The organism is Providencia sp. PROV_01, from assembly GCF_053098325.1.
Map to the genome: position 1 here is coordinate 1,282,611 of NZ_JBRFKD010000002.1, position 13,199 is coordinate 1,295,809.

Annotated in this window: 16 protein-coding genes; 6 read left to right on the plus strand and 10 right to left on the minus strand. The window is 41.2% G+C overall.

The window, feature by feature from the left end; genetic code table 11:
• Window positions 1-804 (minus strand): A/G-specific adenine glycosylase (gene mutY, locus ACU696_RS06435; protein WP_447343049.1); only part of this gene is annotated, 804 nt, incomplete at its 3' end.
• A gap of 289 nt (window positions 805-1,093) precedes the next feature.
• On the opposite strand from mutY, the gene trmB reads away from it, so the two are divergent.
• The 5 genes from trmB to ACU696_RS06460 all read left to right on the plus strand — a co-directional run bounded on the left by trmB (window position 1,094) and on the right by ACU696_RS06460 (window position 5,099).
• Window positions 1,094-1,813 (plus strand): tRNA (guanosine(46)-N7)-methyltransferase TrmB, encoded by a 720-nt coding sequence (gene trmB / locus ACU696_RS06440; RefSeq protein WP_109911959.1) that lies wholly within the window; start codon window positions 1,094-1,096, stop codon window positions 1,811-1,813.
• Complete coding sequence (locus tag ACU696_RS06445) at window positions 1,813-2,145, plus strand: YggL family protein (protein WP_109911960.1); 333 nt, start codon at window positions 1,813-1,815, stop codon at window positions 2,143-2,145. Before trmB ends, ACU696_RS06445 begins: the two co-directional genes overlap by 1 nt.
• 110 nt (window positions 2,146-2,255) lie before the next feature.
• The gene (gene glsB / locus ACU696_RS06450) at window positions 2,256-3,182 is read left to right on the plus strand and encodes a glutaminase B (RefSeq protein ID WP_094962054.1); all 927 of its coding nucleotides are present in this window, start codon (window positions 2,256-2,258) and stop codon (window positions 3,180-3,182) included.
• A 23-nt stretch (window positions 3,183-3,205) separates the two neighbouring features.
• Window positions 3,206-3,937: a YggN family protein gene (locus ACU696_RS06455; RefSeq protein ID WP_004914162.1), complete on the plus strand. Its 732-nt coding sequence runs from the start codon at window positions 3,206-3,208 to the stop codon at window positions 3,935-3,937.
• A 211-nt stretch (window positions 3,938-4,148) separates the two neighbouring features.
• Complete coding sequence (locus ACU696_RS06460) at window positions 4,149-5,099, plus strand: siderophore ABC transporter substrate-binding protein (RefSeq protein ID WP_004914159.1); 951 nt, start codon at window positions 4,149-4,151, stop codon at window positions 5,097-5,099.
• 160 nt (window positions 5,100-5,259) lie between these two features.
• Here the strand turns inward: ACU696_RS06460 and hemW are convergent, their stop codons facing one another.
• The 9 genes from hemW to rsmE all read right to left on the minus strand — a co-directional run bounded on the left by hemW (window position 5,260) and on the right by rsmE (window position 12,088).
• A complete protein-coding gene (hemW, locus tag ACU696_RS06465) occupies window positions 5,260-6,399 on the minus strand; it encodes a radical SAM family heme chaperone HemW (RefSeq protein WP_004914156.1) in 1,140 nt (379 codons plus the stop codon).
• Window positions 6,392-6,985, minus strand: coding sequence for an RdgB/HAM1 family non-canonical purine NTP pyrophosphatase (gene rdgB / locus ACU696_RS06470; RefSeq protein WP_109911961.1), 594 nt, complete (start codon window positions 6,983-6,985; stop codon window positions 6,392-6,394). Before rdgB ends, hemW begins: the two co-directional genes overlap by 8 nt.
• Window positions 6,986-7,001: 16 nt before the next feature.
• Window positions 7,002-7,586: a YggT family protein gene (locus ACU696_RS06475; protein WP_042851654.1), complete on the minus strand. Its 585-nt coding sequence runs from the start codon at window positions 7,584-7,586 to the stop codon at window positions 7,002-7,004.
• 19 nt (window positions 7,587-7,605) lie between these two features.
• Entirely contained in the window at window positions 7,606-8,427 is an 822-nt protein-coding gene (proC, locus tag ACU696_RS06480) for a pyrroline-5-carboxylate reductase (protein WP_109911962.1), read from the minus strand.
• A gap of 14 nt (window positions 8,428-8,441) precedes the next feature.
• Window positions 8,442-9,134, minus strand: a complete 693-nt coding sequence (locus ACU696_RS06485; protein ID WP_109911963.1) for a YggS family pyridoxal phosphate-dependent enzyme — start codon at window positions 9,132-9,134, stop codon at window positions 8,442-8,444.
• Window positions 9,135-9,281: 147 nt separating this feature from the next.
• A complete protein-coding gene (ruvX, locus tag ACU696_RS06490; protein ID WP_004914142.1) occupies window positions 9,282-9,701 on the minus strand; it encodes a Holliday junction resolvase RuvX in 420 nt (139 codons plus the stop codon).
• Window positions 9,701-10,264, minus strand: a complete 564-nt coding sequence (locus ACU696_RS06495; RefSeq protein ID WP_447343050.1) for a YqgE/AlgH family protein — start codon at window positions 10,262-10,264, stop codon at window positions 9,701-9,703. Before ACU696_RS06495 ends, ruvX begins: the two co-directional genes overlap by 1 nt.
• A 135-nt stretch (window positions 10,265-10,399) precedes the next feature.
• Window positions 10,400-11,347: a glutathione synthase gene (gene gshB / locus ACU696_RS06500; protein ID WP_123382462.1), complete on the minus strand. Its 948-nt coding sequence runs from the start codon at window positions 11,345-11,347 to the stop codon at window positions 10,400-10,402.
• Between the two features lie 9 nt (window positions 11,348-11,356).
• Window positions 11,357-12,088 carry a 16S rRNA (uracil(1498)-N(3))-methyltransferase gene (gene rsmE / locus ACU696_RS06505; RefSeq protein ID WP_115166703.1) on the minus strand — a complete coding sequence of 244 codons (732 nt, stop codon included), beginning with the start codon at window positions 12,086-12,088 and terminating at the stop codon, window positions 11,357-11,359.
• Window positions 12,089-12,367: 279 nt separating this feature from the next.
• Here rsmE and ACU696_RS06510 point away from each other — a divergent pair, with 279 nt between their 5' ends.
• Window positions 12,368-13,177, plus strand: coding sequence for a prepilin peptidase (locus ACU696_RS06510; RefSeq protein ID WP_227024214.1), 810 nt, complete (start codon window positions 12,368-12,370; stop codon window positions 13,175-13,177).
• Window positions 13,178-13,199 lie beyond the last annotated feature (22 nt).

Below are 13,199 nucleotides of genomic sequence, written 5' to 3' on the forward strand. Positions count from 1 at the left end.
CTCTAAAGAATTGAATTGTGGGAAGGCAAATAATCCCCCCCAAATACCGGATGGTGGGCGTTGCTCTAACCACACACTGTCACCGTGCTGCATAATTAGAAACCAAGCACTTTTTTCAGGAATTTTCTGTTTAGGCTTTTTGCCCGGGTAGTTTTGCCATGAATGATTGGCATAGGCCATGCAACCAAAATTAAGTGGGCACAGCTCACATTTTGGTTTACTGCGAGTACAGACCATCGCACCTAAGTCCATCATCGCTTGGTTAAAAAATTCAACTCCCTCTTTTGGCGTGACATCAGTACTGATTTCCCACAAGCGATTTTCGACTTCTTTTTTACCCGGCCAGCCATCAACCGCATAAGCTCGAGCTAATACACGTTTAACATTACCATCTAAAATAGGATAATGCTGTTTTTGCGATAAAGACAAAATTGCCCCAGCAGTGGACCGGCCAACACCGGGTAGCGCTAATACTTCATCAAATGTAGTGGGAAACGAGCCATCATATTGAGTCGCGATCACTTGTGCCGCTTTATGGAGGTTCCGAGCCCGAGCGTAATAGCCGAGTCCTGTCCATAGGTGTAAAACTTCATCAAGAGGTGCGTTGGCAAGGGCGGTAACATCCTCAAAACGAGAGATAAACTTCTCAAAATAGGGGATTACAGTACTCACTTGGGTTTGTTGCAGCATGACTTCTGATAACCAAACATGGTAGGACGATTTTTCCTGTTGCCATGGCAACGTTTTACGACCGTATTTGTGATACCAGTCAAGCACTGCAGATGAAAATTGTTGAGCTTCCATTGATAGTTTTATTTTTTATTGATATTTCCAGTCATGGCAGGAATTGCAACATAGACGAAGAGGGCTGTAAACCGCTATTGTGTTGTTTAGTGTAAAGTTAGCTAATTATCAACTGCATCCTTGTGGAAGTTTTGCTAAACTCCGATATCCATCATGCTTCAAGGGTAAGGGTACTCACTGTAACTTGGGCATTTAGGGCTGTAAATTGATAAATTTGGTAACCAATCACCTTATAAACTTGATTGTTGGCACACTAACTTAATTGGGCATTCATTTTAGAACCTTTATTATGATCAATAATGTTATCTCCCCCGAATATAATGAAGATGGGCGGGTTATGCGCCGAGTCCGTAGTTTTGTCCGCCGTCAAGGGCGTCTGACAAAACGTCAGGAAGACGCATTAGAAAAAGAATGGGCAGAAAAAGGCATCGATTTTATCAATGAGCCTTTTGATTTTGCCAAAGTATTTAATAACTCAAATCCAGTTACCTTGGAAATTGGGTTTGGGATGGGCGCCTCATTGGTGACCATGGCATCTCAAAATGCAGATAAAAACTTTTTAGGTATCGAAGTTCATGCTCCCGGTGTTGGCGCATGTTTAGCATCAGCAAAAGAAGAAAATGTCACCAATTTGCGGGTGATGTGCCATGATGCAATAGAAGTTTTAGACTGCATGATCCCAAATGGAAGCCTTGAAATGGTTCAGTTATTTTTCCCTGACCCATGGCATAAAGCGAAACACAATAAGCGCCGTATTGTGCAAGTTCCGTTTGCAGAAAAAATTCGTAGTAAACTAGCTATCGGTGGTGTTTTCCATATGGCAACGGATTGGCAGCCTTATGCAGAGCACATGCTTGAAGTGATGACGAGTGTCGAAGGGTATAAAAACTTATCGCCATCAGGTGATTACGTTCCTCGTCCAGAAACAAGACCAGAAACAAAATTTGAAAAGCGCGGCCAGCGGTTAGGGCACGGTGTATGGGATTTAATGTTTGAGAGGATCAAATAATGGCTAAACAACAACGTAGTCGTCGTTTACGTAAAAAATTACGCTTGGATGAGTTCCAAGAGTTAGGCTTTACCGTTAAGTGGAGCTTTAAAGAAGGTACGCCGATTGAGGAAGTTGACAGCACCGTTGACCAACTGATTGCAGAAGCGATTGAACCGAATGGTTTAGCATTTGAAGCAAGTGGCTATATGAGCTGGGAAGGGATCGTTTGCCTACAAAAAATTGGCAAATGTACCGAAGAGCACCGTCAAATTGTTGAAAACTGGTTAAAATCAAAAGGTATGAATGACGTCGTCGTTTCTGAGCTTTTTGATGTTTGGTGGGAAGAATAATTTTATTGAGTCAACCTCAATAAATAAACTGAACTTTCAGTCGCTTGAAGAGGCATCCAAAAATTGGGTGCCTTTATTTTCTGTTGCAAATACTATCTGGAGTCAACGTTTTGAGCGCCATGTTTTCTAACCAGCTACTCAACGATATCCTAGACCAAGTTCGCCCACTGATTGGGCAAGGTTGTGTTGCAAATTACATTCCTGCTTTAGGTTGTGTGCCTTCCCACCATTTAGGTATTGCTGTATCCACAATCGATGGTGATATTTTTACCGCAGGGGATGCATATCAACGCTTTTCAATTCAATCTATTTCAAAAGTATTAAGCCTTACGCTTGCAATGACGCGTTATGAGGAAGAGGAAATTTGGAGCCGAGTAGGTAAAGAACCCTCCGGGCTACCATTTAATTCGCTAATTCAAATTGAAATGGAAAAGGGGATACCTCGAAACCCGTTTATTAATGCGGGAGCCATTGTTATCGCTGATATGCTGCAATCACGCCTTAGCGCACCAAAACAGCGTATGTTGGAGTTTGTCCGAAAGTTGTCTTGCGAACCGGATATTAGCTATGACACAGTTGTCGCTCGCTCAGAACTGGAACACGCCAGCCGTAATGCGGCCATTGCTTATCTTATGAAATCTTTTGGGAATTTTGAAAATGATGTTTTAACAGTTCTCGAAACTTATTTTCATTATTGCTCTCTAAGTATGAACTGTGTTGAATTAGCGAGATGTTTTTCTTATTTAACATCGCAAGGAATGTCATCTTGCTCTATTGACCCCATCATCACACCGCTGCAATCAAGACAAATCAATGCATTAATGATGACTTGTGGTATGTATGACGGCTCTGGTGAGTTTGCATTTCGGATAGGAATGCCCGGTAAGTCTGGCGTTGGCGGGGGTATTGTCTGCGTAGTACCAAACCAATTTACGGTCGCGGTTTGGTCACCTGAGCTAGACTCGGCGGGGAACTCTTTAGTCGGATGTGCGGCTTTAGAGTTATTATCGAAACGAATTGGGCGTTCTGTTTTTTAATTAATGCTCTACTAGGAGATTTTATGTTACGCCGTACATTAATTGCATTTTCACTCCTTGCTTGTGCGACGAGCCAAGCTGCAGATTATAACTGTTCTGTAACACCAAAGGATGACATCTTTATGACACCCGAAAGTGTGCAAGTCATTGGTGCGAGTGGTGATTTAAAAATTACGCCAAACGGTGAAATCACACTTAACGGTAAAAATGTGGCTGCAACAGAGGCGCAAAAGCAGCAAGCTATTCGTTACCAAGCCGATATTCGTCAGGATTTACCTTGGATAAAACAAGAATCAGAAAAAAAATTATCAACTTCAAGGGAAACGATAGACAAAGTTGTCGTTAAAGTGGTTGGTAGTGACAGCAATATCCGTAACCGGTTAACAAAATTAGAAAAAGATCTTAATGGGCAAATCAACCAAATTATTGAGACTCGTCCCAATGGTTATGTGTTTCACCATAAAGCCATGAAAACGGTTGAAACGAAAGGGCGCGAGTTAGTCAATGAAAGCTTAGGCGGTATTTTACAAGACAGCATTAATGAGATGGGGCGTAAGCAATTATTATCGGGTGGTGATGCCAATAAAGCGTTACAAGGTATGCTAGGTAACTTAGGCGGGTTACAACAAGAACTTGAATCTGAATGGAAAAAACAAGAGAAAAGCTTCCAGCAATTCGGCCAACAAGTTTGTTCTAAAGTGACTTCAATAGAGCAACAACGCGTCTCATTACTTAATTCAATCAAAAGTCACTGATCGATTTAAAATCAATAATAACCTTATGAACAGTAGCGTATTTTTGTACATTACTGTTTTTTTATTTATCTATATTATCGTTATCATCAATTTGTGTGATATTAACTCCATTAATGGGAATGAAAATGAAATTGATTCTTATTTGATTGACATCTAAGCCACTCACTTTACAATGCGGGTTTGGCTTAATGACTAAATTGGGATCATTTAAATGAAAAAATTCATTCCTGCTCTGCTTGTTTCTGTGTTGTCATTCTCTGCGCCTTTTGCTCTTAGCGCTGAATCTACCACTTTCACTCCAAATGCGGTTACAGCACAAGGCGTTGAAAAAGTGACGATCAAACACCTATCAGGTGAAACTGAAGTCATGAAAAAACCACAAAAAGTGGTTCTGTTTGATTTCGGTGTTTATGACTCAATGCAAAAACTCGGCTTAGGTGACAAGGTTGTTGCACTACCAACTGGCAATGCTCCTGCTTATATAAAAGGCAGTATTCCTGCATCAATGGAAAACGCAGGTGGAATGAAACAACCTGATTTAGCCAAAATCGCACAATTAAAACCTGATCTGATTGTGATCACAGGTCGTCAAGGTAAGTCTTATGATGAGTTATCAAAAATTGCACCCACTATCAATCTAGGCTCTGATAGCAAACACTATATTGATTCTGTAAAAGCCAATATTAGTGTGATTGGTGAGCTCTACGGTAACCAAAAAGCGGTTGATGAGCAGTTAGTCCAATTAGATAAAGTCATCGCAGACGCCCAGAAGAAAGCGGCTGATTCCAATAAAAAAGTTTTAGTATTGATGCATAATGACGGCAAATTAATTCCAAATAGCCAAGCCGTTGTTTACAACGTTGTGAAAGCAAAACGCGCTGACCTACCGGTTGATGAAAGTGCAGATAAAGCAAAACGCCGTGTTGTGGATACCAAAACTATTGCTCAAGCTAACCCAGATGTGATCCTGATTGTTGACCGTAGCGAAGCGATTGGTGCAGGTAAATTGGATAAAACAGTATTTGAAGATAGCAATATTCAAGAAACCAAAGCTTATAAAGATGGCAAAATTACTTACCTGCAATCTGACTTATGGTACTTGTCAGGTGGCGGTTTAGTTAGCTTAACAGAGCAAGTTAATGCGGTGGTGAATGCTCTATAACAGATATCTGCCACTGTCTTATTGATGGTGGCAATATGTATTACCTCAATTGTTATTCTTGTCTATTTCATTTTTATCTCTAAACAAAAGCCCACTTCGTTTGAAGTGGGCTTTCATCTAATTTATCAGTGAAGTAATTTATAAATGAACCGAATAGCCGCTATTCTTCACCTAAAAATAGCTCTAATAGCGAATTGAGAAACAACTTTCCATGCTCTGTAATCTGCCATTCATTCACGGTTTCTGTGATATAGCCTTTAGCTAAAGCTTCATCAATAGCCGCTCTAACTGTTGATTCTGGTAACCCTGTATATTGGGTAAATTCAGCGCGTGGCATGGCTTCAAGAAGGCGAAAGCGGTTCATGAAGTATTCAAATGGTCTATCGGAAGCGCCAACGTCATAGGATTGGTGCATATAACGGCCCTCCATATAACCTCGAGGATGTTTTGTTTTTACGGTTCGTAAAATTTGACCATCTTCAAAAGAAATTTTTCCATGAGCGCCGCAACCGATACCTAAATAGTCACCAAAGCGCCAGTAATTGAGGTTGTGTTGGCATTGGTAACCGGGTTTAGCATAGGCGGATGTTTCATATTGCTGGTAACCTGCCGCACTCAATAATTTATGGCCTTCAGTGTAAATATCCCACAGTGTATCGTCATCGGGTAATACCGGAGGGCGTGAGCCAAATTGAGTGTTAGGTTCAATAGTGAGTTGGTACCAAGACAGGTGCGGAGGGGCAAGTTCAATAGCTTGGCGCAGGTCTGATAAACCTTCAACCTGAGTTTGCGCGGGTAACCCATGCATTAAATCGAGGTTAAAGCTTCTTAAATTAAGATTAGCGGCTAACTGAGCAGCACGCTTCGCTTCATCAGCGCCATGAATACGCCCTAAAGTGATTAGTTTATCGTTACCGAAGCTTTGTACGCCAATAGAAATACGATTAATTCCTGCGGCTTGGTAACCTGCAAAACGACCAGCTTCAACAGTACCAGGGTTTGCTTCCATGGTAACTTCTGCATGTGGGTCTAAATCAACTCGCTGACGTACGCCATCCATTAAAGCTTGCATTGACTCAGCACTTAATAAACTGGGTGTTCCGCCCCCAATAAAAATAGTTTTCACCGAACGTCCTGCAACTAATTTTGCATCGGTGTCTAAATCGGCCAATAAGTGTGCCACATATTCTTGCTGAGGGATCTCACCTTTAAGTGTGTGTGAGTTGAAGTCACAATAAGGGCACTTTTGTACACACCAAGGGATATGGATATACAGGCTCAGCGGGGGTAATTTAAGCATTCTTTAGCGCATCCAACATCATTGTGAGTGCTTTTCCACGATGTGAAACGGCTTGCTTTTCCGCTTTTGTTAGCTCTGCTGAGGTACAACCTAATTCAGGAACATAGAATATGGGGTCATAACCAAAGCCGCCTTGGCCTTTGCGTTCACGGGTGATGATACCGTGCCAACGGCCATGGAATACTAATGGCGTAGGGTCTTCTGCATGCCGCAAATAAACTAACACACAGTTGAATTGAGCCTGACGTTGGTCGTCAGGCACATTTTTCATTGCTTCTAATAGCTTAACTAGGTTTTGCTCGTCTGTTGCTTCTTCACCTGCGTAGCGGGCAGAGTAAATCCCCGGCGCGCCACCAAGGGCATCAACGGAAATTCCTGAATCATCAGCAATTGCGGGTAACCCGGTTTGTGCTGCTGCATGACGCGCTTTTAGGATTGCATTTTCAATAAAAGTTAAGCCCGTTTCTTCTGCGGACTCAACGCCTAATGAGGTTTGTGCGACGATATCCATCCCAAAATCACGTAGTAGGCCAGCTAACTCATTCACTTTTCCGGGGTTACCGGTGGCTAAAACAACTTTTTGCATTATTTAAAACTCGTTTTTACATAATACCAATGGAATACATCATTGCAGTCAATGATGGGTCAATCATCAGTGAGATATCTACACGCAGGTAATTCAATGCGATTAAAATAAACATCACAATCATTGCAGAGAAATCTAACCCGCCCATAGCAGGAATGATGCGACGGATTGGCGCCATTAAAGGTTCGGTTAATTGGTATAATAAATAATCTACTGGGTTACGGCCTTGGCTAACCCAGCTTAGAATTGCACGGATTAAAATCATCCAAAAAATTAGTTTACCGGTATAGGTTAATAATAAAATCAATCCCATAGGTAAAATGCTTATACCTAAAATAGGGAGTAAGTTTGTTGCCCACATACCAAAGATAATGGCTGCAATGGCTAAAACAAACGCAACAACCACTGAAGCGGTATCTATCGCGCCAAAAGAAGGAATGATTCGGCGTAATGGTGCGACGATAGGCTGTGTTGCTTTAACGACAAATTTCGAAAAAGGATTATAAAAGTCTGCGCGTACCCACTGCATCCATACGCGCAGTAGTAATACAAAAATATACAGTTGGATCAGGGTAGTAACGACGAATACTAAGGTCTGCATGGTGAATTCCGCGATTAATTTAAAAAAGTTTTTCCATTTCTTCTGCTCTGTGTATTGCGCTTTGCATTGCATCGGCAACAATTTGCGGAAGATTTCCATTATAAAATTGCTCTAAAGCCATCGCGGTGGTACCGCCTTTAGAGGTGACTTGTTCACGTAAAGCCGAAAAGTCCGTGTCACTTTGTGACTTAGCTAGTTCTACAGCCCCTTCAATTGCATTCAGAACGAGCTCGCGAGCTTGTTGCTTATCATAACCGAGTTGTTCTGCTTTTTGCTGCATTGATTCCATAAACAGAAAGAAATAGGCAGGGGAGCTACCAGTAATGGCAATAATCTTATTGATGTCTTGCTCTTGTTGGCACCAAATCGTGGAGCCAACACTTTGCATCAGCTCTTGAGCAAACTGTTTGTCTGGCTCAGAAACCTTCCCTTGAGCAAATAACCCGCTAACACCTTTACCCACCAACGATGGCGTATTTGGCATGATGCGTACTAAATTCAGTTGGTGTGCAAAGTAATCATTATAACGCTCTGCAGGGATCCCCGCGGCGATTGTCAGCACTAATTTTTGGTCAAAGTTTGTGGCATTTTGCAGCGGTTCACACACTTCTTTCATCATTTGTGGTTTAACCGCTAGGATAATGACCTCAGCGGCTTTGACCGCAGCTAAGTTATCATGACTGCTGATAATGCCATATTGCTCGGCCAGTTTGTCTCGACGTACCGGTGTAGGAGAGCACACCGTGATCATCGATGCAGGGTAACCATGGTTAACCAGCCCAGCAATGATGGCGTGAGCCATATTTCCGGCGCCGATGAAGGCAATTTTACGATGTTGCATTCTGTTCTCCTATCTTATTGGTGATATTGGCGAGCGCCAAAAATAGCGGTTCCTATGCGAACAAGTGTTGAGCCACAATGGATTGCTGCACGCATATCGTCAGTCATCCCCATTGAAAGAGTGTCAACAGTGGGGTAAGTGGTTTTTAATTGCTTAAATGCCTCATTCATTTGATGAAACACAGCACATTGGCGTTCATAATCCGTTTCAGGTGCAGGGATCGTCATCAGGCCCCGTAGCACAAGGTTTGGCATCGTAGCGACTTGCGCCGCAAGGTCTGCAACTTCTGCGAGTGTTATACCTGATTTACTGTTTTCATCGCTGATATTGATTTGAATTAGCACATTGAGGGGCGCTTTTCCACTTGGACGTTGGTCATTTAAGCGCTGAGCGATTTTGGTTCTGTCTAAGGTATGGAACCAATCAAAGTGCTCAGCAACAAGGCGGCTTTTATTCGATTGTAATGGGCCGATAAAATGCCAAACTAAGTCATTTCTATCAGAGAAATATTGAATTTTCTCAACGCCCTCTTGCACATAGTTCTCACCAAACTGGCGTTGGCCTGCCTCTATAGCTTCTAAAATAGCCTCACAAGGTTTGGTTTTACTTACCGCGAGTAGCGTAATGTCTTGTGGTGAGCGCTGACACTCTGCGGCAGCATGCTCAATACGCGCGGTGACATCAGAGATATTATTTTGAATGGTCATTATTTTATTCAATATGGTTTATTCAATACTATTTTATTCATGTCTTACATGAATAGCGGCTATTGACCATAGTGTAAAGCAAATTACATCAGAACGGCACCATTGCATGAGGTTAAGCTAAAAATAACCACGTAAAATACGCAATGCTTAAATATGTTGCTCAAACCAGCTTTCAAGGATCACAACAGCAGACGCAGAATCTACTTTTCCTTTACTCAAAGCTCGATAACCACCTTGTTCAAAAAGGCCTGCTTTTGCTTCAACCGTGGAAAGACGTTCATCATGTAATTCGACTTTAACACCAAAACGGCCATGAATTCGATTTGCAAAATTACGGGCTTGGCTTGTAACCAGTTGTTCCGTGCCATCCATATTAAGGGGAAGGCCAACAATAACCAACTGAGGTTGCCATTCTTTAAGTAACTTTTCGATTTGTTGCCAATCAGGGCGGCCATCGCTGGCTTTTAGTGAGGTTAATGGTCGCGCGGTACCTGTAATTTCTTGTCCAACGGCCACACCGATGCTTTTGGTTCCAAAATCAAAGGCTAACAAAGTTCTTCCAGACATTAAGCATGCCCCGCTTGGATTGAAATAGTATGAATATCAATACCAATTAATTTAGCTGCAGCAGTCCAGCGTTCATGAATTGGTGTATCAAAAATAAGCTCAGGAGAAGCTTCAACGGTCAACCAGCTATTTTCCATGATTTCACGTTCAAGTTGGCCTGGTTCCCAGCTTGCATAACCTAGTGCAACTAAAGAGTTTGAGGGGGAGTGCTCACTTCCTAAAGTCTCTAAGATATCTTTTGACGTTGTCACCATCACTTCATCATTTAAGTGCAGACTCGATAAAAAACCTTTTATCGGTGTGTGTAAGATGAACCCATGCTCTTCAGCCACGGGACCACCCGCAATGACAGGCTTCTTTAAATTACGGTTATCAATTTTATCTGAAATCGTAATTTCGAGTTTTTTAAGCATCTTATCGACAGAAAAATCATCAATAGGCTTGTTAATCACAATCCCCATCGCCCCTTTTTCATTGTGCTCACACATATAAACGACTGACTGCTCAAAATAAGGGTCTGTTAAGGATGGCATGGCGATAAGAAAATGGTTTTGCAGATTCAAACTTAGACTCCAGCAAATTTAAAACAATTGAGAGAACACAATAAAAGGCAAACTTATAGGTGGTAAATAAAACGGATGACTTTTATTGTGTGAAAATAATAAAAGCCATCAGTGAAGATAAACCACCACTATAAATTATTTATTGAGACGGCGTTCAATGGCATCCATTAACATACCTGTAATGGAGATATCAAATGCGGCTTCAATTTCCCGTGCACACGTTGGGCTAGTCACGTTAATTTCGGTTAAACGGTCACCAATGATATCAAGGCCAACAAAAATTAAGCCTTTTTCTTTTAATGTTGGCGCTACGGCACGCGCAATGGCCCAGTCACTTTCACTTAATGGACGAGCTTCCCCACGGCCACCCGCTGCAAGGTTACCTCGGGTTTCACCTTGAGCTGGAATTCGCGCTAAGCAATAAGGAACAGGTTCACCATCCACCACCAAGACACGTTTATCACCATCTTTAATTGCTGGTAGGAAGTTTTGGGCCATGCAGTAACGGGAGCTATGTTCCGTTAGCGTTTCGATAATTACGCCCACATTTGGGTCATCTTGTTTAAGACGGAAAATCGAAGCGCCACCCATACCATCTAGTGGTTTGAATATGACATCGCCATGTTTTTGGTGAAAATCTCTTAACTTTTGTGGGCTGCGCGTGACCAATGTGTCCGGTGTTAACTCAGCAAACCAAGCAGTAAAGAGTTTCTCATTGCAGTCACGTAAGCTTTGCGGTTTATTCACAATTAAGGTGCCAGCTTGTTCCGCTCTTTCTAAAATATAAGTCGCATAGATAAATTCAGTATCAAAAGGCGGGTCTTTCCGCATTAAAATGGCATCAAGTGAACTTAGGGGGATATCTTGTTCCCCATGAAATTCGTACCATTTTTCTGGGTTTTCTTCGACTGTCACGATTTTTGTTTGTGCGCGAGCTTCACCTTGGTGTAAATACAGGTCATTCATTTCCATATAATGGATTTCATAACCTCGACGCTGAGCTTCCAGCATCATTGCAAAACTGGTGTCTTTCTTGATTTTGATGGATGAAATAGGATCCATCACTATACCGAGCTTGATCATTTTTTCTCCTTACCCCAGATCACCTAAGCGCACTTGTAGTGCTGTGATAGCGGTTAGCGCAGTCGTTTCTGTTCGTAATACTCGAGGCCCTAACAGTATATCGGTAAATTGATAATTTGCTGTCATGGCAATTTCGTCTGCTGACAAGCCACCTTCCGGGCCAATCAACAATCGTACTTTCTTCAGTTCAGAGGGTAACGTATTAATACTTTCTGTTGCTCGTGGGTGCAAATTGACTTTAAATGCACCGTCAGTTTCCGCGCACCATGCTTCAAGGGTTTGTACTGGGCGAATTTCTGGAATTCGGTTGCGGCCACATTGTTCGCAGGCAGCAATCGCAATTTTTTGCCATTGAAGTAATTTTTTATCGAGCCGTTCGCCATCTAGGCGAACACCACAACGTTCTGATAACAAAGGTGTTATTGTATTAACTCCGAGTTCGACAGATTTTTGGATAGTAAATTCCATTTTTTCCCCACGAGACATGACCTGCCCGAGGTGTAAATCGAGAGGGGATTCTCTATCGTCAACTTGGCTATTTTTAATGTGTACGAATACATTTTTTTTAGTTGCTTCAGTAATTTCAGCACTAAAGGTTTTATTGCTGCCATCAAAAAGTTCGAGTTTTTGGCCTGCGGTCATGCGCAGTACTCGACCTACATGGTTTGCAGCATCATCACCAAGAGAAATTGTTGTGTTTATTTGAAGAGGCTCTGGGTGATAAATGCGTGGAATGCGCATAGCTTTTCCTTAGTACAGACTGGGTTAATAAATAATATAACTTTGATGAATATGGGGGTTGAATTGTTAAACTCAAGCGCTGCTACCTAGTTTATAACGAAATACTGACCTTTTATAGTATGTCTGTGCCATAGGTGACATCTTAAACAGTGATGAAAGTAAACTAGAAGATCATGATATTCGAATAAACCGACTCTACTCAACGGAATTAAAGTGTTGGGGATAGCAGAAATTCACAGTATATTTATTTTTATCTCCATAAAGGAATAAGGAGTTAATATGAGGGAGTTACTCTGTACTTTAATATCATCGGTTATATCTATTATTTCGCCGTCTGAGCAATTTACATTATCATGTCAAAATGATAAATCTATAAATATAATTGATTTTATTTGTGTTTTTTCTTCTTTTTTTATGCTGCTAATATCCTTTTTTACGACTAAAAAACTACTTATTTATTTACCCGTTGTTCATTTTGATAAATCCAAAATTATTATTAAAAATACTGTTTTGCTTCTAATATATAGTGTGCTAATTTTTATAATATATTATTCATCTAATAATTTACGTATTATTTTATTTTTAACATTATATATTAATTTAATAATACCATTATTTATCATTGATAATAAAATAGGTTATCTCCCTGATGTTCTTACGTACCCATTATTATGGGTGGGGTTGCTATATCAAATTCACTTACCAAATGGGAATGTAGTCTCAGCTATTTATGCAGTACTGATCAGCTACTTAGTGATGTTAATGGTGGTTACACTGGTTGAAAAACAAACTTATCAACCACAAATGGGGAGAGGGGATTTTAAACTTGTTGCCGCTTGTTCGGCTTGGCTTGGTGTTTGGGAGTTACCTTACTTTTTGGCCACCGCTGCAGGGTTGGGGCTATTACAATACTGGGTTAACTTTGGGCTATGGCCTAAAATATACCAAAAAAAGCAACTGGTAAATCTAGCCCACGCCGAGATATTATCTGGGGTGCAAATAGCTAAAACAACGAAGACGATTCCATTTGGCCCCGCGTTAATTATTAGTGCTAGCACATGGTTGTATTTATCAATAATTGAATATTAAATTAAATGACAACCTTATGCGC

Bases quoted from the DNA above. Each gene is read 5' to 3' on its own strand.
- trmB (WP_109911959.1), top strand. From the start codon at position 1,094: ATGATCAATAATGTTATCTCCCCCGAATATAATGAAGATGGGCGGGTT.
- ACU696_RS06445 (WP_109911960.1), top strand. From the start codon at position 1,813: ATGGCTAAACAACAACGTAGTCGTCGTTTACGTAAAAAATTACGCTTG.
- ACU696_RS06455 (WP_004914162.1), top strand. From the start codon at position 3,206: ATGTTACGCCGTACATTAATTGCATTTTCACTCCTTGCTTGTGCGACG.
- ACU696_RS06460 (WP_004914159.1), top strand. From the start codon at position 4,149: ATGAAAAAATTCATTCCTGCTCTGCTTGTTTCTGTGTTGTCATTCTCT.
- hemW (WP_004914156.1), bottom strand. From the start codon at position 6,399: ATGCTTAAATTACCCCCGCTGAGCCTGTATATCCATATCCCTTGGTGT.
- rdgB (WP_109911961.1), bottom strand. From the start codon at position 6,985: ATGCAAAAAGTTGTTTTAGCCACCGGTAACCCCGGAAAAGTGAATGAG.
- ACU696_RS06475 (WP_042851654.1), bottom strand. From the start codon at position 7,586: ATGCAGACCTTAGTATTCGTCGTTACTACCCTGATCCAACTGTATATT.
- proC (WP_109911962.1), bottom strand. From the start codon at position 8,427: ATGCAACATCGTAAAATTGCCTTCATCGGCGCCGGAAATATGGCTCAC.
- ACU696_RS06485 (WP_109911963.1), bottom strand. From the start codon at position 9,134: ATGACCATTCAAAATAATATCTCTGATGTCACCGCGCGTATTGAGCAT.
- ruvX (WP_004914142.1), bottom strand. From the start codon at position 9,701: ATGTCTGGAAGAACTTTGTTAGCCTTTGATTTTGGAACCAAAAGCATC.
- gshB (WP_123382462.1), bottom strand. From the start codon at position 11,347: ATGATCAAGCTCGGTATAGTGATGGATCCTATTTCATCCATCAAAATC.
- rsmE (WP_115166703.1), bottom strand. From the start codon at position 12,088: ATGCGCATTCCACGCATTTATCACCCAGAGCCTCTTCAAATAAACACA.
- ACU696_RS06510 (WP_227024214.1), top strand. From the start codon at position 12,368: ATGAGGGAGTTACTCTGTACTTTAATATCATCGGTTATATCTATTATT.